The sequence below is a fragment of the Runella rosea genome (genome assembly GCF_003325355.1).
GTDB lineage: Bacteria > Bacteroidota > Bacteroidia > Cytophagales > Spirosomataceae > Runella > Runella rosea.
Genome location: NZ_CP030850.1, coordinates 5,637,467 through 5,660,387 on the forward strand (window position 1 = coordinate 5,637,467; position 22,921 = coordinate 5,660,387).

Consider the following 22,921-nt stretch of genomic DNA (forward strand, 5'->3'; position numbering starts at 1 on the left):
GGAATGGTTTATGGATTCACCCGAATTGGCTTTTCAAGTTCATTTTTCATTTGACGCGGCAGACGAAATACTTCGCCCTTTTTGGTAGAAAAATACAACGATGACTCCGAAGGCTGCCGTGCGTGACCATCGGCCCAAAAAGCGTAAAAATCGGGATGTACATTCTGCGGACGTCGTACGTAGGAATGATTGAAGGCGCTGTTTGGGGTCAGATTAATCTGTTTTTGCCACGTTTTGCCTTGGTTTTTGCTGATCCAAACCGCCACTTCGCCGCCCGTCCCGTAGGGCTGAGGGCCTGTTTCGGTGGGGCCGATGATTTTCCAAGTGGTAGGGTTTTCGACGTATACAGAACCCATGTCGTAGTTGTGGTCGGCGGTCGTCACGGGGTTGATTTCCCACGTTTTGCCGTTGAAAAAAGCCACCTGCCACGTGTGCGGCCCTTGACTTGGGCCAGGGTCCGGGCCTTTGCTGGTGACAAACAAAATAATCGGTCGTCCTTTGGTGTCGTAGGTGAGGTCGTTGATGTAGACATTCAGGCCCGCCGAACGGTATTCTTTCACTAGCCCACCGTTTTGGGGAGTAGATAGGGGCAAAGTTAGTTTTTCGCCTTTGGCGTTTTGCCAACTTTGTCCGAAATCGTTGGTTTCTACATAATACAAATTGGTGCGGTAATCCAGACCTGCGCCTTTTTCGGTATCGGGGTGCATATTGAACGATGTGCCAATTTTGTTGTTCCACTGCCCGCCCGTTTGGTAGTGCCCTTCTTCAATAGTGCCAATGTCTTTAATATCAGACCATTGAACACCGTCTTTGCTCGTGATGTAGCCAATGGTGCGACGCGGTTTTTTAGCTCCATATTTCAAGATTCCCCGCTCATAGTGGGTCATCAGATGAAAGAAGCCTTTACCGTTTTGGTAGAAACTTTGCAGGTACGAGAAGTTATCAAAAGGCAGTTGTTTGCCGTTTTTGAAATACGTTGCCTCGATTTTGTCAAAAGCACTGATGTCGTACGGCTTCCGACTGCGGTGGGTATACGAAGGACGTTCGACGCCGTGGGAGGTCGAAAACAACCAAAGATACCCTTGGGCGTCGATGTTGAGCACGGGGTTGTCGTGGGCGTCGTCGGTGGCTTTATTGAGCACAACGGTCGGGCGGGCTACTTGGCCCGTGCTATGGTCAAAGTATGAAATTTCGTGCAAAAGACTGGGTTTGGGGTCTTTGGATGCACCTCCAAAGCAAAAGAACGTCTTTTTGACTTCGGGACTGTAGACTGAAAATGGACTGTGGTTGGCGGGGTAGGTACCGAGTCCGCCGCTATATTTATGGACGTATTCGTTGTCGAGTTTACCGATGTGGTACCAAATTCCGCGAAATCCGTCGTCTGTTTGGTTGAGGGTTTGCGCCTGTAAGACTGAGGTTGACAGGAACGTCGGCAAAAACGTCGGTAGGGTTTGAAACCCTGCCGACGTTAGCAATAAAAGCCATTTTTTCATGAATTAATTAGGGTTGGGAGAGCATTCGTTAGGTGGGCTCGGATGATTGCTGTATTTTATGATAAATCACTTTTTCCAATCGTTCAATGATGGAATTTTCGTCTCTTTATTAACCGAAACGCCTTCGGGAATCAGCAATACATTGATGGTGTTTTTTGTATTGGCAGGTAGATTGATTTCAAACTCCACGAGCGTTGCACCTGGATTGGGTGCATCGTAATCGTGTGTAGGCTGAGCCAGTCGGGTTTTGAGTGTGGCATTGGCAGGTTCGCCTACTTTCAGTTGAAGTTTTTTGCCGTTTTGACTCAATTCGGCCATTCCGTTTTCATTGATGCGCACCTCGGCGGGGGTGAGCATGACCCATTTTACAGTCGAGGGTTTGTCATTGGTTAAAATTTCATCTTTCACGACCACGTATTGGCCATCCACTATCGCAATGCCGCGATTGGCGGAGGCAACGGCGTTTTTGTACACCGCGCTCATGTCGGTAATGGCCCCAGTAAAGGCCTGCTTATTGACCGTTCCTGAAAGGGGAGCGTAGCCTTCCACGCGTTGTAGCTCATTATTGAATGTCAGGGTGCTGTGGGCCATGTTGTTGTATCGGTACACTTCCCAACGTTGGGCGTTTTGACCTTTATCCCACAACTTTACGCCTTTTGATTCCAGCGATTCGTACTCCTGCATTCCCAGGTCCATCGACCAACGCTCCCCTAGGGCGTCCATCACAAATGAACCGATGTCCATGTGGCCGTGGTTGACGGAAGGTGAGCCAGCTTTTAAACCAACGTATATGGCAGAGGGGTCGGTCCAAGACGAGCGCATCATGGCGACGGGGTTTTTGCCCTTGCCTGCCCAAAGGAGGGCTTTGGGAGCAGTTACTTTTTCAAATTTAATGCCGTTGCCCCAAATCATGGCGGCGGGTAAAATCCGGTCACGGCCCATATTGGGCGCTCCATTTTCAAGAATATTTTTGGCGCCGAATAACAACGAAGGGGTATTGGTACGGTTGGCAAACCAGAACACTGCTGGACTTACGCCGCCCGAGCCGCTGCCTGCGTCGGAATAGTTGAAGGTTTTGCCCGATGTACCGACCATGTGCTGATAATAAGCGGCCGTATTCAAAAAGCCACGCCCGTTTGACAAACCGAAATCACTGCCCAGTGCTTTTTGTACGGCACTCAGAAACAGTACGTTGAAGCTCGTTCCGTAGCCCCAGTAGCCGTAGCCTTCGGGATAGGCCCCGTCGGGGTTGTAGTCTTCCATGGGCAGTTTGATGGACTCAATGGCGCGGTCAATGATTTGCTTCGCCAGCGTTGGATTATCTTCATAAATGGCCAATGCGCCGTAGGTCATGCCTGCATTGCAGACCTGATTCCAGTTGTGAGAGGCCGTCAGCCAGCTGTTGTATTTTGAATCTAACGACGGTTCAATGCCTTTTTTTAGAATGGCTTCTTTGAGGATGGGTAAAGAAGATTTTTGCAAATCATTGTACAGCCAATCGTACCCGATGGCCACGGCCATGGTCATTTCGCCCACGTCTAGGAAGTGCGACGGATTCCAGTCTGAAAACGATGAAACTTTCAATAATTCAGTTTCAGCGCGGTTGAGGTATTTTTGGTCACGGGTGATGCGATACGCGTATGAAAGCATGAAAATTCGACGCAGTGCCTCGCGTGATTTGTCGAGCAAACGACGACCGATTTGGATGCGTTCCAACGGCGGTAGGTCGATGATTTTGTCACTTTCGACCAAAATTGTTTGGTGAATAGTGGCCCAGTTTTTGTCGGAGTTGATGTTATTCTGAATTCCTTTTTCTTCTCCTTTTAACAACATAATTCGTGGATGGTCAGGGAGTTTGCTAACATGGCTAAGGTGCTTTAGTTGCGCAAAAGAGGTGGGGTGTACCAGAAGGAAGATTCCGATGAGGTACAAAAAAAAAGGGACTTTTTTCATTTTTTAAAATGTGTTATGGATAATATTGTACTATAGTTGGAACGCAAAACGAAAGAGGGACATTTTACCGATTTGCAAAAAACAACAATAAATAACTCTTTAATAGAAAGCATAAATGTGGAAGATTTACCATAAAAACCAACATTAAACCCGCAGCATACGCAGTTTAAATGTTTTCTCTTTAGAAACTGCCCCCGATTTTATTCTACACAATTTTTTCGGCCGATTGCCAGATGGATGGGTCATAGTCTATTCCCAATCCTGCACGATTGGGGATGCTCATTTTTCCATTTGTTAAGCGAATGTCGCTGTGCCAGTTCGGCTTTTTTTCGTTGGGGTTATACACAAATTCCTGTAGACCGTAAAGGTTGGGAATCAAGGCCGCCACCTGCCAAAAAGGAGCAATAAGTGGGTCGGCTTTGGGGGTATGCGGTGCAATCCCCACGGCACCGTATTTTTTGGCGATTTCGGCCACTTGCAGCGCCCGTAATATACCGCCGTTATAGTACATGTCGGGTTGGAGAAGGTCATAGACATTCTCCCGAGCCAAGCGCCGAAAGCGATACAAATTACTGTCTTGCTCACCACCAGCCAACACAATTTTAGACAGGGCTTTGGTGACGATTTTCATGCCTTCTTCGTCTTCAAAATTGCAGGGTTCTTCAAAAATGGCTACGCCATTGTCTTCGAGCAATTTTCCCGCTTCAATGCCTTCGTGCGGGGTGTAAGAGCCATTGGCATCGGCATAAATGATGATTTCATTGCCTAATATTTTACGTAATAAAGGAATATATTTTCGGGTTTGGGCGGCATTTTCGGGGGTGTTGACCATGCGTCCGCCTACTTTTATTTTTACCCCTATGGCTCCCGTTATCGTTAGTTTTTCCAAGAGTTGATTAGCTATTTTTTCGGGATCACCTTCGCGGTTAAAATCAGAAATATAGACAGAGTATTCGTTTCTAACTTGCTTGCCCAGCAATTGATAAACAGGTTGTTGAAGAAGTTTTCCCAGCACATCCCATACCGCGATTTCGACGCTGCCAATGCTGTTCCAAAGCGGCATTCCGGCATATTTATAGTTGCTGTTGAGGCGGTAGGCGTTGTCCACCAATTGGGGTAAATCGCGCGCGTCTTTTCCCACAAAATGCGGCAACACCAGCCCTTTCAGCAAGGAGGTAAGGTGTTGCATTCGGTCATTACACTGCGTTATGCCGAGCAGACCGTTTGCCCGCACAACGAGCATCAGTTCTCCCTGCGTTTTGAGGAGTTCAACCGACTCAATCTTAATAATTTCGGGAAAGAGGGCTTTCAAGTTGGGTTGAGGCCAATGAGGAAGTTCGTCGGTACCTGACAGGCTCTCAGCGCTTAGCGGAAGGGTCGCAGTCAAAAGGCTGGTTTTGAGGAAATTACGGCGTGATTGCATGGGTTTGCCTATTTTATGAATGGTTCACAGCTTGCTAACGGTTCAAAGCTCACACAAAACAAACTGCCAAGGCTTGAAATTGCGAGTAACAAGCCTTGGCAGCGTTTGAAAATTATTAATAAATGAATTACTGCCAGCCTGGATTCTGCTTAATGGCTGGGTTTTCGGCTAGTGAGTTTAGCGGAATAGGCCACAGGTAGTGCTTACTTTCGTCGAAAACTGGGTTGGCAAAATCAGTTCCCTGATAGACGTCGATGTAGGTTTTCTTTGAAACAGGGTCAACGGAGGTTTTTGCCACCACGCCCGGGTAGCGGGCTTTGGCGGCATCGTCCCATTGCATACCCATGGTAGGAATGGTAAGTTTTTTACCTTGTTTCCAACGTCTGAGGTCGCCATATCGGAAGCCCTCCATAAACAGCTCAATACGACGCTCACGACGGATTTCGACGATGATGGGCGCTACGCCGTCGCTGGTGTAACGTGGATCAACGGGTACTTTGTCCAGCATCAGATGCGGCATTTTGACGCGGTCGCGGAGTTTGTTAATGCTGGCATCAAGGTCTCCTTGGGTGATTTTGCCCAGTTCAGCCTGTGCTTCGGCATAGTTCAGTAAAGCTTCGCCAAAACGCAGGATGATACCTGGGGCTTCTGCCGTGTCAAAGGCTTTGCCAATCATATCGTCGGCGTTGTAATGCTTGATAATGTGATAGCCTGTTTCGGAGATGTAGCCACCCGCCATACCCAAGATACGTGGATACGTGCGCCCATCGCCCAAGTGATATTTGTACTTAGCTGCATCGGCAGGGTGAAGCACGGTTTGGCGTAAACGCGGGTCGCGGTTTTCAAATACATCTTCGATTTTGCCGTCGCCTTTGTAAAGCGGCGACAAAGAAATCGGCAGACCATCAGTACACAAATAATCTTCCACCAAACTCTTGGTAGCACCGCCGGCATACTCAAAATAAGATTGTACGTGGTTGGTAAATACGCCCAGTTGATACTTGCGCCAGTACAATACTTCAGGGTTGCCAGCGAGGTTCAACACGCGGTGATAGGCGTTATAATCGTTTTGTGGATCGCCTGTACTATACAGTCTATACGGGCCTTTGTCCATCAATTCTTTGGCGGCATCGGCGGCCGCTTGTAGCCACTTGTTGGGGTCAGTGCCGCCATGGTACTTACGCCATGTGCCTTCAAACAAGCATACGCGTGATTTTACCAATAAGGCAGCCCAACGATTGAGTCGTCCTGGCGCACCGCCGTCGCCCCAGTTGTCGGGTAGTTTGGTGGCAGCAAAATTCAGGTCTTCCAATATTTTTTCCATGGCTTGCTCGCGGGGCATACGGGCGGCAAACAGCTCTTCCGACTCGGTATTGAGTTCTTTCTCTACCCACGGCACATCGCCGAATTTGGATACCTTTTCGGCATAAAACCATCCTCTAAACAAACGTGCTTCGGCAATGTAACGGTCTTTGATGTTTTGGGCAACGTTGGCTTTACCGTAGTTGGCTAAGCCCACATTACAGGCTCTTACAAAGTTCCAGCCTTTGTAGCCAAACTGTTGTGGAGCGGCTGGAACAGTGTGCTTGCCGGCGCGTACCTGCTGAAATACCGTGTGGCGGGCGTGGCGCGGGGCCATGTTGTCGGCAAATTCATCCTGAAACCATACACTTGCCCAGTGGCTGTCAAACCCGTTGTGGTGCGCCATCAAGATGGGCACGTTGTCGTCGTTGCGGGCCAGATCGTAGATGCTGTTGTTGTACACCCGCAAGTCGTTCTCGGTGTTCCAGAAAGTTTCGTTCGTAATTCTATCCAGCGGATAGCGTTCCAAAAATTCGTCATTGCAACCACTTACCACCAAAATGGTGAAAGCGATTAAGCACGATTTGATTATATTGTTTTTCATTTGAACTCGCTTTTTAAGTGATTGAAATTAGAATGACACATTTAGGCCCAACGTCATGATTCGCTGCATAGGGTACTCAATCGCCGCTGATTGAATGGATTCGGGGTCTAGAGGCTTACGCATTTTGGTGTACTCCCAGAGGTTCATGCCCGTAGCAAATACCTGCGCTCTACCCATACCGATTTTCTTGATCAAGTTTTGAGGGAGATCATAGCTAAACGTGATGTTTTTCAGACGGATATAAGCGGCACTTTGTAAGTAGCGTGACTGTACCTGCACGTTTTTCTTGTCGTTGGTTGAAATGTGCGCGGCAGGAAAATACGCGTCGCGGTTGTCTTCACGCCAGGTGTCGGTGATGTAATAACGCTCTACGTGGCCCGCATTGTACGGAAAGAACCACGTCCAGTTGTCGGCGCTGGGCCAGTGGTCTTTTCTACCAATTCCCTGAAAGAACAATCCCAATCGGAAGTTTTTATAGCTAATACCGCTGTTGATACCAAAGGTATAACGTGGGGTAGAATTTCCGATGATTTTACGGTCACCAGGGTTGCCCACGGTGTTATTACCGAGGGTAATGTTGCCATCACCGTTGATATCAGCGTACTGAATGTCACCTGCTCTCCAGTTGTTACCGATGTTTGTTTGTTTGGGCGCTTTGGCCACGTCGTCGGCGGTTTGGAAAATTCCTACGGTTTCAAATCCCCAAATTTCGCCTAACTGCTGCCCAACACGGTAGTTGTTAATGGCTCCCGTGGGATTATTAAACTTGGTGATTTCGGCTGTCCAGTCAGAAAGGGCAAGGGTTACGTCATAGTTCCAGTCTTTTTTGATACGGTCGCGCCATGTCATTGATAGCTCCCAGCCTTTGGTGCGTAGGTCGGCGGCGTTTTCCTGTGGGGCGTTGGTTCCTAAGATGGCTGGATAAGTCACGTTCATGAGCATGTCTTTGGTATCCCGTGTGAAGAGGTCAAAAGAAGCGTCTAAACGGCCTTTCAGCATGGTAAAATCAAGACCAATGTTTTTGGAAACTACCGTTTCCCAAGTCAGGTTGGGGCTTACCAAACCCGCCGCCGTTACCACAGGGATGGTACCCGTACCAAAGATGTAAGGTGATTGACCCGTTCCCATAGTAGAAACATAGGGGTAAAAGTTGTTGCCCAACAGCTGATTGCCCAGTGTTCCGTACGAAGCCCGAATTTTCAGATTGTCTAGCCATTTACTGGTACCCGCCATGAAGTTTTCGTTGCTGATACGCCATCCTGCCGAGAAAGAAGGAAAAAAGCCAAAACGGCTGGCTTGCGGAAAGCGTGAGGTACCATCGTAGCGCCCGTTCAATTCAATCAAATACCGCTCGCGGTAGTTATAATTTAGGCGGTAAAAAGCCCCGCGCAAAGCCACATGTGACTTGCTGCCGAAGGTTTGCTGAACCCCCGTAGTGGCGTTTAGGTCAGTAACCAGCGGCGTAATAAGCCCTCGGGCCTGTGCGCCCGTAAAGCGGTTTTGGCCGCGTTCTTGGTTGAAACCCACCATCGCGGTCATGTTGTGGTTTACCGAAAGCGGTAATTTGTATTCCGCAAAAGCGTTGAAAACGTAGTATTGATTGTACGTATTTTCGTTACGAATCCAGTCATCACCGCTAAATCCATTGCTTATTAGGTTGGCGGCCAGTAAGTTGGCGTCCACAATTTCAATTTTGCTTTGTACATCTTGGTACATGCGATTGAAAATGTTGTACGAGAAATCCGAACGGATTTTTAGGCCTTTTAGCGGCGTAAGGGTTACCCCTTGGGTCAGCCAGATGTCGTTGTTGGTATAAGTGGTGCGGCCTCCGTCTTTCAGGTAAGGGAAGAAGTTGGTGCCGCCGAAATATTTACCGATATAGGGTGCGTACTTCTCGCGGTCGCCTTGAGTTACATAAAATGGTAAATCTGGAAATTGAATCGGCATGATGGGCGGAACACGCGCTAGCGAGTTGATGTTTACGTCCCAGTTGTAGAAGTGGGGTTTATTGCTGTTTTCTGAGTTAAAAACCACTTTTTCGTCCAAACTCAACCAGTCATTTACTTTAAAATCAGCTTTTACTAAGATGTTATAACGCTTGAAGGTTTCATTTTTTGATTTTTCTTTCAAATAACCATCCTTGCTGAAGTATCCTAACGAGACAAAAAATTTCGACTTGTCAGAACCACCCGAAACCGATAAATCCGATTGGTTGGTCGGGGCGTAGTCTGTCATGATTTGGTTTTGATAGTCATTAAAACCGTAGTAACGAAGCGCTCCGTTGACTACTTTCCATTGGGGAGCCGTTGCGGGATTTTCGGAATAGGCTTTGGTGCCTGCCACCATGTCGGCGTCGTAGGAAGGTACGCCACTGGTACGGATATTGGCCGCATTACGGGCCTGCACAAACTCGTAAGGATCGGTTACTACATCCATGTTGAAAATGGGCTTGGCCAACGACGTCTGTGTGCCGAAATTGACCGTCACTTTGCCACTTTTACCGCTTTTGGTGGTCACTAAAACTACCCCAAACGCCGCCCGTGCGCCATAAACGGCCGCGGCAGAGGCATCTTTGAGTACGCTGATGCTTTCAATGTCGTTGGGGTTGATTCGGTTTAAATCCATTGGTACGTTATCGACCAATACCAGCGGCGCGCCGCCATTGATGGACTCATAACCCCGGATGTTGAACGTAACTGCTTGTGCGGGGTCACCGTTGCGCACGTTGACGTTCAGGTTGGGAATCACGCCTTGCAAACCTTCCCCTGCGTTGGCGATGGGGCGATTCATCAGGCGTTTGCTGTCGGCGGTTCCTACGGCCCCAGTCAGGTTTACTTTTTCCTGTACCCCATACCCAACCACCACGACTTCTTCGAGGGCTTTGGTGTCGATTTCCAGGGAAAGGTTGACGACTGAGCGGCCAGCTACTGCTATTTCCTGCTTCAAGTAGCCGATAAAACTCACCACGAGCGTTGTATTATTGCTGTTGGGCACTTTGAGGGTGTATTTTCCCGTATTGTCGGTGGTAGTTCCTTGGTTGGTTCCTTTTACAAGGATACTGACGCCGGGCAGACCTTCGCCGTTTTCAGCCGCCGTGATTTGTCCCGAAATGCTTTGACTTCGGGCTACACTCGCCAGGCAAAATATCCCTAAAATACTGCCTAAAAGCGTATTTCGGGCGATTTGCCAACATACGTGTAATTGTTTTTTCATTAGTTAAGTTGTTTTAAGTGAAATTATTAAGAAAAGGTAAGCGTATAGTAAGTATAAGAAAAGTGGTTGTCAAACTCATGTTATACGCGTAGGCTGGCTGAATCTTTATGGGCAAATCAAAGCTAAGATGCTCCGCAACATCTCAGCTTTGATTTGCCTTGATGTTGGGTTGATTTTGATAGAATTCAAACTTTGTATTGGAGAAACGGGCCGCGTCACACCTGAACGCCTGAGATTGCTGTTTGGGGTAAAATGTTTATGGTTAAAGTACTTATTTTATATTAACTATTAAAGGGTAATTATTAAAAAAGTACAATAGTGGTGTGTGAAAAAAAATCGAAAGAAAGTAAATTTGATTTTGTTTTAAAAGAAGTTTTTACCCTTTTCTACTTTAAAAATATGGGTAAATTACTATTTATAAATAAAATAAGACAATAGATAGGCTAAATTTCTGCTGATAATTTTTACGCAAACGTTTGCGGTTACGTTTGCAGTTTTTGGTTTTTACGTTTGGGCAACTTGAAAAAATTAAACTAGCATTTGTGGCTCAAAAATTAAATCGACTAACGTATAGTCACCTTTGTGATTTGGATATAAAAATAATCTACTTTTTAGGGAAGCAGTAGCTGAGAAGGGCGTTAGATTAGTGAGAGGATATTTTTTCCAGCAATTCGGGCTTTGCGACGACTTTTTTCAAATAGGTAAACAATTTGCCACCGTGAGAGGCATCAACCACGCGGTGGTCGAGGGCGGCTCCGAGGGTAAGAATGGTGCGTGGAACAATCTCGTTGTTGACCACCCAAGGCTTTTTGGAAATGCCACCCACAATGAGCACAAAAGAAACATTGGCCGACGGAAACAACGCAGGGTAGCCAATATCCAGCCCGAGGCTGCCGATATTGGACAGAAAAAATGCTCCGAAGTGATTGGCCGACAGGTTCAGGAAAGGAATCGAAAGCCCCAAATGCACCGTGAGGTATTTGATAAACTGATACACTATTCCGCGTAACGGCCACGGAATACGCGCCAACGAATCTTTCATGGCCTTCGATGTATCTGCTCCTTTTTGGGCAATTTGGATTTCTTTGCGGAGGTATTCGACGAGTTCGGCCAGAGTGTAGGTGTCGATGTTGTTCATTTTGACCGAACCCATTTCGCCGTCGTGGCGCAGTACGCTCACCGTGGCGTCGATGTGAGGGTGGGTGTAGATGTTGCCGCGTTTGAGGTAGGTATTGAATTCAGGCACTTCTTCTTTGATGGCGCGGGCCGTTGCCAACAGAAAAAAATGGGTCAGTGTGGCTTTGACGCCCGCTTTGCGTTGGGCCTGGATGTAGCGTTCTAGATCAGTAATGTCGATTTCGACTGAGCCGAAAATCTTTGAATCAATGGGTTTTTTATAAATCGTGGAGGCGGTTTTGCGCCACGTTGTATTGAAGGTTTCCGAAGGGTTCATGGGGTATTAAGACATCTTCGGCGTTAATTTAACCACAATTTTTATTTCTCCAGTTTGATTTGGTAGGCGCAGCATCAGACGACTGTTGCCTGTATTCAATTTTTCGGGGGCTTTTTGCGTCGCTGATTCTACCGTAAATTCTGCTCCTACGGGAGTGATGATCTCAGCTTCAAGGGTGCGGGTGGTAATGGTAGAATTGCGTAAAATGGCCTTTCCGCCCTTCAAAAGCTCAATTTGGTTGGCGGTTGTCATGCCCCAAGCCACTTCCGTATTTTTGGTTAACTTGTGCGTATCTTCGATTAAAAATGCTTTTCTGGTCTCAATCATGCTGATTTTTCGGGTGCTTTTGGACGAAAAATCGCGGTAAGCTTCCGTCAAATCAAGTACGGCAGACGGGGTTGCGGTGTTTAGATTGGTTTCGATAAAATTTGCTTTGGCCAGCTCATATTGGTTTTTATTACCCAATAACGGCACGTTGTGACTAAACGAATTGAGGCGATAGTATGCCCAGCGTTGGCCACCCACGCCCATGGTCCAGTAGCCAGGCAGGTTATAATCGTCGGAGCCCAGATCCCGCGCCCAGCGCACGCCACCAGCTTCCAGTTCAAAATTGCCCAAGTCGAGGTGCGAGTGTTCAGAGCTATTCACCCCACCTTTGATGCCCAACCAAAGGGCATTTGGGTCGTTCCAAGCGCTCCGCAGGGTAACCACTTCGACTTTCCCTTTAAAATAACTGTCCAAATCGCGGGTAGGAGTGCTAGTCGTGGGCGCTTGGTACCACAGCACATGGTGCGGCTGCGCCAATAAACTGCGGTTTTTGATGACTTCGTGGGCGTAGTTGGAAATGTTGGCGTTGTTGTAGATTTTAGCCAGATAAAAAAAGGCTTTGGAAGCGTCGGATTTGCTGTTTTCGCCCGCATCGGCAAAGTTTAAAAAACCGTAGTTGGGTGACGTACAAATCATCGGAACCAAGCCTGTTTTATCTAACCCTGCCGATTTGTCCAAGTCGCCCATTGTGCCCAAGGCTGATTGCAACGCTGCCATGCCGTACACCAAATACTCCGTGGCGTAGCTCCAGTAGGCAGGGCCTTCGTACCAAAGTCCGTCGGGTGCGTAGTTTTTGAGGGCTACGGGCATATTTTGTAAGGCCAAAGGAACGAAATCTCGCGCGTAAGTAGGGTCGGTTTCGGCTACAGCCAATGCGCCTACAATGAGTCCGCCGTTGCATACTTGATTCCAGTTGTTTTCGGCTTTGCTCCACCATTCGGCAGCGTAGCGTTTGCGGTATTCGGCCAATCCGTGTTTTTTGATACCTTCTCGAAGCACATCTCGGTCGGCTTGGCTCAGGTCGGCATATAGCCAATCATAACCAATCGCTACGCCATGCAGCATTTCGGCAACGTCCAAAAAATGAGAGGGATTCCAGTCAGAAAACGCACAAACGGCTTTCAGATTGGTAACGGCGGCGGTCAGGTATTTTTTGTCGTTGGTGAGGCGGTAACTTAGCGACAGATGCGTGACGCGGTTGAGCAATTCGCGGCTTACGCCCAGTAGCCGGGGGCCTTCCAACACCCGTTGTAAGGGTGCTTTGGTGAGCATGGCGTTGGCCGTTGCCAACACCGCTTTGATGTATTTATCGAGCGTAGGGTCGGTTTTTTGCAATGTTTTCAGCTCTTCAATGCGCTCATTGGAAAGCATCAGGCGTGGATGCTCAGCCTTGATGGTTTTTAAAATGCCCGTAAATTCGGGCATGGATGGGGTGGTTTCCGCTGGTTTGCAGGACTCTGTTGCCCATAGGAAAAACACAGCATACAGGCAACAGAGAACTGTTTTTAGTTTCTTACCTGCATTTTGACGGGTTGTCTTTGACATAATACGGTCGGTATGATTTGGATTTCGGGTCCATGCAGCCTTCCAGATTCAAGAGTTGGATGTTTCTGAAATCAATTTCCTGTCCTTCACTTTGCAAGGCAATGAATCCTTCTTTGAGCATTTTACCGTCTTGTTTGATGGCGGGGTCATAACGATTAGCCACTCCACCGCCGATTTGTGGGTTTGCATATTGCAGCACTACTTCGCCGTTGATCTTGTGCGTGATGAGCGAGTCGCCCAACACGATGAGTTCGGCCGTTACCCATTCTTCTTTAGGGTAGGTTTTGGACGTTGAGTTGATGCAGTGACGGGGGTCTTTTTTACCTTCAAAAATCACGTCGGTACCCGGTGAGCACATGTTGCCAGTGGGGCGTGGCTTGCCGTCAGCTAGTCCTGCCAAAAACTGCATTTCTACCGAGATAGGCCAATCCTGTTCTTTGGGCATGGTGTGCGGGTCTTGGGAGTGAAACATCACGCCGCTGTTTAGCTCCGTATAACTCGGAGCATCTTTGCGCCATATTCCCGTAAACCTATACTCCATTTTGAGGTGATAATAGGAGTAAGGTGTGTTGAAGTACAAATGCCCGTAGCGCTCATTGAACTTATCATATTGATCGTAGCGCACTTTGATGATGCCATCTTCCACCCGGAACGTCTTCCCATAGTTATCACCGACCTCGTGGTGGTGAATTTTGACCGTCCAGTTTTTGATATTTTTTCCGTTAAACAAAGAAATCCAATCTTCTTTGTCTTCCTTATTAGACGGGGTAAACGACATGATTCCCACCAGTAGGAGGGCCAAAGAGGAGGAAAGGAGTCGAGAAGCTGTAATGACAGGTTTCATGATGGTTGTGAGTGGTTGGTACAAACGTTTGTTCTTTGCTACTGCATCAAGAGAATTATGACCCGCATTTACTATTGACTACTAAAGTGTTTTTATCGAAAAAAAGAAAGGCACACAAAACACACCGTTGTTTTGTAGGTGTTTTATGTGCCTCTAAAGGTTTGTGTTGGATAAAAATACCCCAAATTTGGTATCCTTGAGTAGGGGCTTTTGAAGGGCGTAGGATGCTTACATCCTACACCAATACGGTTACCAACCAGGATTTTGCTTCAACGATGGGTTGAGTGAAATTTCGTTGATGGGCAATGGCCACAAATAATCTTTGGCAGGGTCAAACTTGCGGAAATTGGCCGCCTGAACCAAAATAAAGTTATCGGGTGTCAGGTTGACGGTCGCGGGCGGAAATTCAGACTTAAAGAAATAGATGCCTAAAATGGGCTTTGGAAGCTCAACTTCGGCGATTTTCCAACGGATCAAATCCCAGTACCGGAATCCTTCTTGGGCCAATTCTACGCGGCGTTCACGGCGGATTTCTTCGCGCATCGTTAGGCCATTGGTGGTTACAAAAGCATTGGTCAATTTGGCTACTCCAGCGCGGGCCCGTAGGCGGTTGAGGGTTAGGTCAAGGTCGGCGTCGCTGATGGCGTTGTCCAACTCAAAACGGGCCTCAGCGTAAGTAAGGAGTACCTCGGCGTAGCGCAAAACAGGGCGGTCGATGAGGGATGCCTGCGTATTCCAGTCGTCAACATTAGCAAACTTGCGGAACATATAGCCCGTTTTATTGAACGAAAGGTTGGCTACGTCGAAGATGGGTTTGGTGGTCATCTGGGCGTCGCCGCGTTTCATAAATGTGGCAATCATCCGGGCATCGCGGTTGGCAAATATCTCGATGGTGGCCGTTGGTGTTTTGTACAAAGGTGATTTAGTAATGGGCAGTCCATCGCTCATCACGTAGGAATCTGAAAGCGCTTTGGTTGGATTGGTGTTGCCGTTTTCGATAGAACCCCGATAGTAAGCGTGGGTTGAAACCCGGTCAGTGGTGGAAACGCCGTACTGGCGCACCATGATATTTTCGCGGTTTTGACGACCTTCTCCCTCGTATTGAAACAGGTTAAAATAGTTGCCGAACAAATCGTGCTGCTTACTGTCGATTACGGCTTTGGCGGCGTTGTAAGCGGCCGTCAAGTGCTTGACAGGGTCGCCAGAATTGTGGAATTTGGCGCGAGTGCCTTCAAACAACGCCACGCGGGCTTTGAACGCTAGTGCGGCAGTGTTGGAAATGCGACCGTAATTGGCGGTTCCCAAGGCCGTTGGCGTCGGCAATTTTGAGGCGGCAAAATCCAAGTCTTGGTACATTTGCTCAACAACTTGCTCACGTGGTGCAGCAGCGGCGGTTAGCTCGGGAGAATCATCCGTGAGCGTTTTTAAAATCAAAGGAACGTCGCCGTAGCGTTGTACCAACGAAAAATAACCAAAAGCCCTGAAAAAGCGAGCCTCGGCGATGTACCGGTCAATGATTGCTGCGCTGGCTTCGGTAGCGCGCGGAGCTTTTTCAATGATGTTGTTGGCGGCTCTGATGAGCTGATACGGCGTGTTGTACGACCCGTCGGTAGATGGGGCCAAACGTGAGCCGTCGCTGATACCGTTTGACGATAAACCAATGGCGTCGTCCGACCAGTTGTCGTCGGTATTAAATCCAGGCATCCAAGTGTACAGATAATTGGCGGCTTGTTTAAGGTCGGATTCTGAGCGCCAGAAGGTGTCGTCGCTGATGGCGGTTTCTGGCAAGCGGTTCACTTCGCAAGCCGACAGTCCCAGCAGCAATGCGAAAGAGTAAGCGGTATAATTAAGTATTTTTTTCATTTTCGAAAGTGCTAAAATTTAAAATTCGGTGCTTAGAAAGAGACGTTCAAACCCACTGATGCCGTAGCAAAAAACGGATAATCGTTTTCGACACCGTTGCGGGTTTCGGGGTCATAATAGCCTTGGAATGCTCCCAAGCCCGAAATTGTAAATAAATCTTGTCCTGAGAAGAAGAAGCGGGCACGCTCAATTTTAACGCGCTTAGTCAACGTGCTTGGCAGGGTGTAACCTACTTGGAAATTTTTAAGACGCATGTATTTGCCGTCCAAAATCCACTTGTCAGAGGCTACGTAGTTGTGCGTAGCACCCGTAAACGGACGAGGATAAAGGGCATCAGGATTTTCGGGGGTCCAGTAGTCGGCATGGATGGCCAAAGGCTGTTTCCAAGTCACCAAACGAGGGGCAATCGACTCGGTATTGGGGCGGAAGCGACGTTTGCCCACTCCTTGGAAAAAGACCATGAAGTCAAACCCTTTCCAGTCAAATCCCAATGTTGAGCCAAACAACAGACGGGGTTGGTCGGTGCCTAAATACACTAAATCACCAAAATCTTCCACGTTTCCTTTGCCCACCGTTAGGCGGTTGTCGCCGTTGCGGTCTATGTATTTTACGTCGCCTGGGCCTGTACGGTTATCTTGGAATGGGGAGGCTTTGACCTCATCGGCCGAGGTGAAATACCCCGCTGTTTGGTAGCCCCAAAGGGTATTGATTGGGTAGCCCTCAATGAGGCTGTTGAAGCCCGCATTGATAACCCGGCGGCCCGAGAAATTGATAAGTTTGTTTTGGTTGTCTGAAAGATTGAACGAAACATTATAGTTGAAATCTTTGCCGATGCGGTCGCGGTAGCGCAGGTCAAGTTCCCAGCCCCATGATTTTAGCTCTCCGTTGTTTTTGCGTGGGGTGGCAATCCCGATGGTGGCCGGAAGCTGCTGCGGGGTGAGCATGTTCCGGTTGAACTTGACGTAATAATCAAAGTTGGCCTGCAAACGATTTTGGAAAAATCCGAGGTCAATACCTCCGTTGGTGGTTTCGATGGTTTCCCAAGAAAGCGCCGCCGACGGAATGAACGTTTGTCCGATGTAAGATGCCCGGGCATCGCCCAATACAAGGTTTGAGCTTCTCGACAATTGGTTTAGGTAGTCATAAAAACCAAGGGTACTTCCCAAAGCACCTCCCAAACGGCCCCATGAGCCGCGCAGTTTAAGCTCAGAGATAAACCGTAATGAGTTGGCAAACCACGCTTCGCGATGAACGTTCCAACCTACCGATGCCGCAGGGAAAATTTGGGTACGCAGGCCGGGTGCAAGTTTTGAGCTTTCGTCCTGACGAACGGTCACTTCAAAAAGATATTTGTCGCTAAAATTGTAGTTGAAACGACCAAAAATTGATTGAAATGCGTACGTACGGATGGTTTCGCTGTTGCTTTTGGTAGCGTCGTCACCGAGGCTTAGCGTAGGCAAGTCGTTGCTTACAAGGTTGTTGGCTTGGGTAAATACACTTTCAAAACGGGAGTCTTCCCACTGATAGCCTCCTAATACGCTGAAACTGTGTTTGTCGCCGATTTTGAAATTGTAATCAGCCAAGAACTGTAAATTCAAATTTTTGGTCAAATCACGGGTAACGCGGTACGAGTTTACCTGATTTATGTAGCGCGAAATGCTGTTGCGGCCCCACAAAGGAACCGTCCTGAAAAATGTGTTGCGATTTTGGGGACGGAATTGTGTTCCTGCCACGGCCCGAAGGGTCAATCCTTTAACGATTTCGGCGGCTTTGAGGGTAAAAGTTCCGTCAAAGAAGTTTTTGTCGAGATTGTTGTATCCTCCCGATTCCAACTCAGCATAGGCCGACGCGGCCGACCCTGCGCCGTTGTAGCGGCCCTCGGGCGTAAAGAAAGGCGTTCGGGTACGTAGGCGATACACTTGGTACAAAAGTCCACCACCGTCGGCGCCTGAAGAGGACTGGCGTGTTTGTTCGAGTGTATAGGCAATTCGGGTATCTAACGAAAGGTGTTTGGTCAACTGAGTGCCTAAGTTGACGCGCAGGTTATAACGTTTGTTGTTGTCGGGGCCGACCTTGAAAACGCCTTGTTTTTCGTAATATCCACCCGAAACCATGAAGTTAAACTTATCTGTACCGCCGCGCGCCGTGATATTGTGCGTGCGCATGGAGGTATATTTCCGTAAAAGTTGGTCGGTAAGTGGCTCTTGATTATAAAACAAATAGTTGTTGGTATCGGCGGGGTTGACCACGTACGGAACGTTGTTGCGGATTTGTTCTAAGTCAAATGCATTGTATTCTGGGCCCGCGCCCGCATTGAGTTGACCTAAATTTACAAGATTGGCTTCGTCCAATAAACTCAATCGTTCGGGAACATTGATGGCCCACTCGGTACCGTATTGACCCAAATAATCAAAAGTTACTTTACCAGCTTTCCCTTTTTTGGTCGTTACTAATATTACCCCTCCCGCAGCCTGTGCGCCATAAATAGCCGCGGCCGCAGCATCTTTTAGCACACTCATGCTTTCTACGTCGTTGGGGTTCATGTTGAGGAGCGTAGAGCTGGGTACCGTTACCCCGTCCAAAATCACGAGTGGTGGCACGTCGCCGTTGGCGGTGGTTGCACCCCTGATTTGCAGGTTGAGGCTTTCGTTACCGGGCTGACCCGTTACGCGGGTTACAATTAAGCCGGGGGTCGTTCCTTGAAGGGCGTTGGCTAAGTTGCTACTGGGGCGGTTTTGAATCATTTTTGAATCTACGGTCGAGACAGCCCCCGTCAGATTGACCTTCTTTTGGGTTCCGTATCCTACCACCACGACCTCTTCGAGGCTTTTATCATCTACCACCAAACTGATGTTGAAATTGGTCTGATTGCCCACCGTAATTTCTTGTTTGGCATAGCCGATGTACGAAAATACCAGCACCGATTTATCATCCACTACCGAAATACGGAAGGTTCCCTGCGCGTCTGACGTAGCTCCCCGGGTGGTTCCTCTCACTTGTACCGTTACCCCGACCAATGCCTCACCTTTCTCGTCGGTCACTTTACCGGTTACATTCCGGTCAATAGACTGATTTTGCAGCAGACTTGGGGTTTGGAGGGGTGTTTCGATAAACCCCACCGCTTTTTTGAAAAGGGCAATTTGTTTGCCTTTGGCCTCAAAACTGATGTTGAGCGGCGTCAGCACTTGCTCAAGCACTGACTTCAGTTTTTCGTTTTGGGCGTTAATGTTAATTTTTTGATTGGCCTTGATTTCCTTAGGATTGTAGATGAACCGTACGTTGGTGGTGCGTTCAAGGGCACCCAATGTACTTTTCAGATCCTCGTTGGAAAGTTTAAGGGTTACTTTTTGGTCAAGCATTTCCTGACCCATCGCGTCGTGCGCATAAGAGGCACTCATGCACAGAATGGCAATAATCATCTGTGTGAAGGAAATTCTCATGAGTGTTCGGAGAAGATTGGTTGTTTGGTAGAATTTATCCATGACAAAATAGTGGTTTTCTCATGGATGGCAGACGTAAAGCTAAGATACTGGATTTTTAACGTTTTTTTTTGAAAAAGTTCTATTTGCAGCCTCGACTATGGATAATGATTTGAGCGTCAACCATTTCGTAAGTTGAATGGGTAATTTTACAAATTAAATCAAGCTTGTCAAACAGTGATTCGTCGGAGAGATTGGCCGTCAGAAAGCAGGATTCCATGGTCTTTGCGTCATAAATAACCGAAATGCCGTACATCTTTTCTACAAATTTAAATACTTGAGATACAGGAGTTTCTTCAAAAATGAATTCTTGTTTGGGGGCTTCAACCACTGCTTCGGGGGCTTCTACGATTGATTTGAAGAGACGCTCTTCATTTTTTGAGAATGCAGCCTGTTGGTTGGGCGTCAGCACTACGCCCGCCATCACGTTTTGCTGGGTTTCTTTGGCTTTTTCGAGGTCTTTACGAGTGTAAACCGATACTTTGCCCGTTTTTACTTCCACTTTTGCTTCTTGGGCATCCGCAAAAGAATTGACCATGAAACTCGTTCCCAATACCTGCGTTGAGATATGATGTGTATAGACCCAGAAGGGTTTTTGTGGATTTTTGGCAATGTCAAAAAACGCTTTTCCGTTCAAATACACTTCTCTTCGAGAGGCGTTGAAGGGGGTGGGATAACGTAGGCTGCTCTTAGGATACAACGTAACGGTGCTGCCATCTTCGAAGCTGATTTTTTGCGGAATATTAGTTTGGTTGGTGTTTTCTAAGTAGTTGTGGGTAAGTTGTGGGAGAAATGAATCTTCAACCTCCGCGACGGGAAGAGAAGGCGTGCTTAGATATTTGTACAACCCAAATCCTACCCCCATCACCAGAAGGATGGAAGCGGCCAGACGAAAGGCGGTGTTTTTCCAGAATGCTACCACGGGTTTTTCGGGGAGGGCTACTATACGTTGGGTAATCTGTTCCAGCTCATCTTGCTCGAAGGTGGTTTCGTCGTTTTCAAGCGCCAACAAAAAGGCCTTTGCCAACTGTATTGTTTCAGTACAGTCGGGATTTTGGTCTATCCAATCATTCCAATAACGGGAGCTTTCTGGTTCGTTGTCAAGAACCCACCGACGAAAGCGCTCATCGCGGGCAAAATCTTCGAATCGGTAGTTGCGATACAAAGTATTCATAGAGGAACGGTTTCGTTAAAGCTGGCAGAGGCCAAGGGGCATTTTTTATAGATGGCAATAGAAGAAGAGAAATACTTGTTTTTTCGGGATTTTTAAAAAATAAACAAATCAAATATCCCCAGCAAAGCATAAATTACCTGCCAATTTTGGCGGAATAACTTAAACGCCGTTTGCAATAAATTAGAGACTGACTGCGGGTGAATATCCATGATTTGAGCGATTTCTTCGCGCTCCAAATCCTGATAAAACTGCAAATAGATGGCTTCTCGCTGGCGTTTAGGGAGTTGGTTGAGCAGCGCTCCTATCTTGTGTTTGAGCTGGGCTTCATGCTCTTCTTCAATCATCAATCGTTCGTGCGGAAGTTCAACAAAATGCCAATTGTTTTCGAGGTCGATGGGTTCGTCCTCTTTGATAATTTGCTGACGAAACCCTTCGCGTAGCACCCGCTTCCGAACCGAACTCAACAGGTAGGCCCGCACACTGTCGGGCGTACTGAGGCGGTCGCGGCGCTGCCATACCTCAATAAAAACTTCCTGAACACAATCCTTCACAAAATCTTCGTCGCGGATAAACTTGTACCCGTAGTTTTGTAAAGGGTTGAAGTATTTTTTGATGAGTTTACCCAAGGCCAACTCACTTCCGTTCTTCAACTGAATCCAGAGCTGAAGATCAGAAAAGGTCGATTGGTTGTCGGGGAGTTTCACCATGCGTTTTTTTCGAAAAGAAGCCTTCCGAGAGCGCTTTACTCATCGGAAGGCCGTTTTTTATAAAAATGGGTTATTTTTTTCGTTTGTTCAACGCGTCATAACGAAGCAATCCTTCCAGATAATAATAATCAGCGTACACCAGTGGCACATCAATCTCTGATTTGCCCAACTTATGGCCAGTGCTGTGTTGTAAAATAAAATGGTTGTTTTTGCCCAACTCGGCTTTATACGGTGCTTTTGACAGGTTTTCGAGCATTATCACGGCATCGTTGTAGTATTTTTTGGCGTTTTTGCCGCCATACGTACTCAATTCCAACAGGGCCGAGGCCGCAATGGCACCCGCCGAAGCGTCGCGCTCTTCACCTGGTTTGCTATAATCCCAATACGGAATTTTATCGGCTGGCAGGGTGGGATTGTTCAAAATAAAATCGGCGATGTTGCGGGCGTGCTCAAGGTATTTTTGGTCTTTGGTTTCGCGGTACATCACCGTGTAGCCGTACAGCCCCCAAGCTTGCCCGCGCGACCACGCTGATTCGTCGGCGGCACCCTGGTGGTTTTTCTTGGCCAATACTTCACCGTTTGGACCGTAACACAATACGTGATAGGCGCTATGGTCGGGGCGGTAGTGATTTTTGAGGGTATTGTCGGCGTGGGTTACGCTGAGGTTATAAAACTCCTTGTTGCCCGACTCGCGCGCGGCCCAAAACAAAAACTCTAGGTTCATCATGTTGTCGATGATAACGGGATAATCATACCCACCTTTAAAGCTGTTCCAAGATTTAATCACGCCTCTTTTGGGGTCAAAACGTGTTGAAAGTGATTTAGCACCCGTGAGCATGATGGGCTTATACGCTTTGTTTTTGGTGAGTCGGTAGCCATTTCCGAAGGGGCAATAAATCATAAAGCCCAAGTCGTGTGTACCCGTGTTGTACTGCTCTTTTTCTACGGCCATGGTCCATTTGTGGGCGGCTTCTTTCCACTGGGGGGCTTTGTTGTATTCATAAATATACCAAAGCGAACCTCCAAAAAATCCACTGCACCACCAGTCCGATTTCATGTCGCGCGGGGTGCCGTCGGCATTGGTCGACTGCGGGAATTTGGTGAGGTCGGGGTGGGCGGCCAACATTCCTTCGTATTGTTTGGCCGCAAATTCAAATTCCTTTTTTACATCAATTTTTGATTGGCCCTGGGCCACAAAGGCCAATAGGACAAGGCAAAGAGATAATACTTTTTTCATCAACAAAGACGGTTAAAAGTTAGATAAATAAAATTGTTTAAAAATAGTAGAAAAGTACAAAAAATGAATTGATAAATAGCGTAGCTTATAAAGAAGCTTTTTTGTGGTTAGACCCGAAAAAAGTTTGTTACTGCTTTAAAACTAAGGAAAAATTGCAATTTAAGCGAGTAAAAAGGCAAAAAAATGACTGAAAATTTATTGTGGTTGTTTGCAAACGTAACCGCAAACGTTTGCGGTTTTTGTGAAAATGAATTTCAGGTCTTTAAAAAATTAAATTATATTTGTTTAATAAAACGGGTGTAAA

The 22,921-nt window shown here is 47.5% G+C and carries 13 protein-coding genes; all 13 read right to left on the reverse strand.

Annotation, left to right across the window (positions count from 1 at the left end; genetic code table 11):
• Positions 1 to 8: 8 nt before the first annotated feature.
• The 13 genes from DR864_RS23320 to DR864_RS23380 all read right to left on the reverse strand — a co-directional run bounded on the left by DR864_RS23320 (position 9) and on the right by DR864_RS23380 (position 22,617).
• Positions 9 to 1,493, reverse strand: a complete 1,485-nt coding sequence (locus DR864_RS23320; protein ID WP_114069220.1) for a BNR-4 repeat-containing protein — start codon at positions 1,491 to 1,493, stop codon at positions 9 to 11.
• Positions 1,494 to 1,559: 66 nt separating this feature from the next.
• Positions 1,560 to 3,446 carry a heparinase II/III domain-containing protein gene (locus tag DR864_RS23325; RefSeq protein WP_114069221.1) on the reverse strand — a complete coding sequence of 629 codons (1,887 nt, stop codon included), beginning with the start codon at positions 3,444 to 3,446 and terminating at the stop codon, positions 1,560 to 1,562.
• A 205-nt stretch (positions 3,447 to 3,651) separates the two neighbouring features.
• Entirely contained in the window at positions 3,652 to 4,869 is a 1,218-nt protein-coding gene (locus DR864_RS23330; protein ID WP_114069222.1) for a mandelate racemase/muconate lactonizing enzyme family protein, read from the reverse strand.
• A 127-nt stretch (positions 4,870 to 4,996) separates the two neighbouring features.
• Positions 4,997 to 6,775, reverse strand: a complete 1,779-nt coding sequence (locus tag DR864_RS23335; protein ID WP_114069223.1) for a RagB/SusD family nutrient uptake outer membrane protein — start codon at positions 6,773 to 6,775, stop codon at positions 4,997 to 4,999.
• Positions 6,776 to 6,802: 27 nt separating this feature from the next.
• Positions 6,803 to 9,988 carry a SusC/RagA family TonB-linked outer membrane protein gene (locus DR864_RS23340; RefSeq protein ID WP_114069224.1) on the reverse strand — a complete coding sequence of 1,062 codons (3,186 nt, stop codon included), beginning with the start codon at positions 9,986 to 9,988 and terminating at the stop codon, positions 6,803 to 6,805.
• Positions 9,989 to 10,631: 643 nt separating this feature from the next.
• A complete protein-coding gene (locus tag DR864_RS23345; protein ID WP_114069225.1) occupies positions 10,632 to 11,441 on the reverse strand; it encodes a 2-oxo acid dehydrogenase subunit E2 in 810 nt (269 codons plus the stop codon).
• Positions 11,442 to 11,447: 6 nt separating this feature from the next.
• Positions 11,448 to 13,313 (reverse strand): DUF4962 domain-containing protein, encoded by a 1,866-nt coding sequence (locus DR864_RS23350; RefSeq protein ID WP_114069226.1) that lies wholly within the window; start codon positions 13,311 to 13,313, stop codon positions 11,448 to 11,450.
• Entirely contained in the window at positions 13,282 to 14,157 is an 876-nt protein-coding gene (locus DR864_RS23355) for a 3-keto-disaccharide hydrolase (protein ID WP_114069227.1), read from the reverse strand. Before DR864_RS23355 ends, DR864_RS23350 begins: the two co-directional genes overlap by 32 nt.
• Positions 14,158 to 14,406: 249 nt before the next feature.
• Positions 14,407 to 16,020, reverse strand: a complete 1,614-nt coding sequence (locus tag DR864_RS23360) for a RagB/SusD family nutrient uptake outer membrane protein (protein WP_114069228.1) — start codon at positions 16,018 to 16,020, stop codon at positions 14,407 to 14,409.
• Between the two features lie 32 nt (positions 16,021 to 16,052).
• On the reverse strand, positions 16,053 to 19,460 hold the full coding sequence (locus tag DR864_RS23365) for a TonB-dependent receptor (protein WP_114070446.1): 3,408 nt from the start codon (positions 19,458 to 19,460) through the stop codon (positions 16,053 to 16,055).
• A gap of 121 nt (positions 19,461 to 19,581) precedes the next feature.
• A complete protein-coding gene (locus DR864_RS23370; protein ID WP_114069229.1) occupies positions 19,582 to 20,673 on the reverse strand; it encodes a FecR family protein in 1,092 nt (363 codons plus the stop codon).
• 92 nt (positions 20,674 to 20,765) lie between these two features.
• Positions 20,766 to 21,380: an RNA polymerase sigma factor gene (locus tag DR864_RS23375; protein ID WP_114069230.1), complete on the reverse strand. Its 615-nt coding sequence runs from the start codon at positions 21,378 to 21,380 to the stop codon at positions 20,766 to 20,768.
• A gap of 70 nt (positions 21,381 to 21,450) precedes the next feature.
• Positions 21,451 to 22,617: a glycoside hydrolase family 88 protein gene (locus DR864_RS23380; protein ID WP_114069231.1), complete on the reverse strand. Its 1,167-nt coding sequence runs from the start codon at positions 22,615 to 22,617 to the stop codon at positions 21,451 to 21,453.
• Positions 22,618 to 22,921 lie beyond the last annotated feature (304 nt).

Bases quoted from the DNA above. Each gene is read 5' to 3' on its own strand.
- DR864_RS23320 (WP_114069220.1), bottom strand. From the start codon at position 1,493: ATGAAAAAATGGCTTTTATTGCTAACGTCGGCAGGGTTTCAAACCCTA.
- DR864_RS23325 (WP_114069221.1), bottom strand. From the start codon at position 3,446: ATGAAAAAAGTCCCTTTTTTTTTGTACCTCATCGGAATCTTCCTTCTG.
- DR864_RS23330 (WP_114069222.1), bottom strand. From the start codon at position 4,869: ATGCAATCACGCCGTAATTTCCTCAAAACCAGCCTTTTGACTGCGACC.
- DR864_RS23335 (WP_114069223.1), bottom strand. From the start codon at position 6,775: ATGAAAAACAATATAATCAAATCGTGCTTAATCGCTTTCACCATTTTG.
- DR864_RS23340 (WP_114069224.1), bottom strand. From the start codon at position 9,988: ATGAAAAAACAATTACACGTATGTTGGCAAATCGCCCGAAATACGCTT.
- DR864_RS23345 (WP_114069225.1), bottom strand. From the start codon at position 11,441: ATGAACCCTTCGGAAACCTTCAATACAACGTGGCGCAAAACCGCCTCC.
- DR864_RS23350 (WP_114069226.1), bottom strand. From the start codon at position 13,313: ATGTCAAAGACAACCCGTCAAAATGCAGGTAAGAAACTAAAAACAGTT.
- DR864_RS23355 (WP_114069227.1), bottom strand. From the start codon at position 14,157: ATGAAACCTGTCATTACAGCTTCTCGACTCCTTTCCTCCTCTTTGGCC.
- DR864_RS23360 (WP_114069228.1), bottom strand. From the start codon at position 16,020: ATGAAAAAAATACTTAATTATACCGCTTACTCTTTCGCATTGCTGCTG.
- DR864_RS23365 (WP_114070446.1), bottom strand. From the start codon at position 19,460: ATGAGAATTTCCTTCACACAGATGATTATTGCCATTCTGTGCATGAGT.
- DR864_RS23370 (WP_114069229.1), bottom strand. From the start codon at position 20,673: ATGAATACTTTGTATCGCAACTACCGATTCGAAGATTTTGCCCGCGAT.
- DR864_RS23375 (WP_114069230.1), bottom strand. From the start codon at position 21,380: ATGGTGAAACTCCCCGACAACCAATCGACCTTTTCTGATCTTCAGCTC.
- DR864_RS23380 (WP_114069231.1), bottom strand. From the start codon at position 22,617: ATGAAAAAAGTATTATCTCTTTGCCTTGTCCTATTGGCCTTTGTGGCC.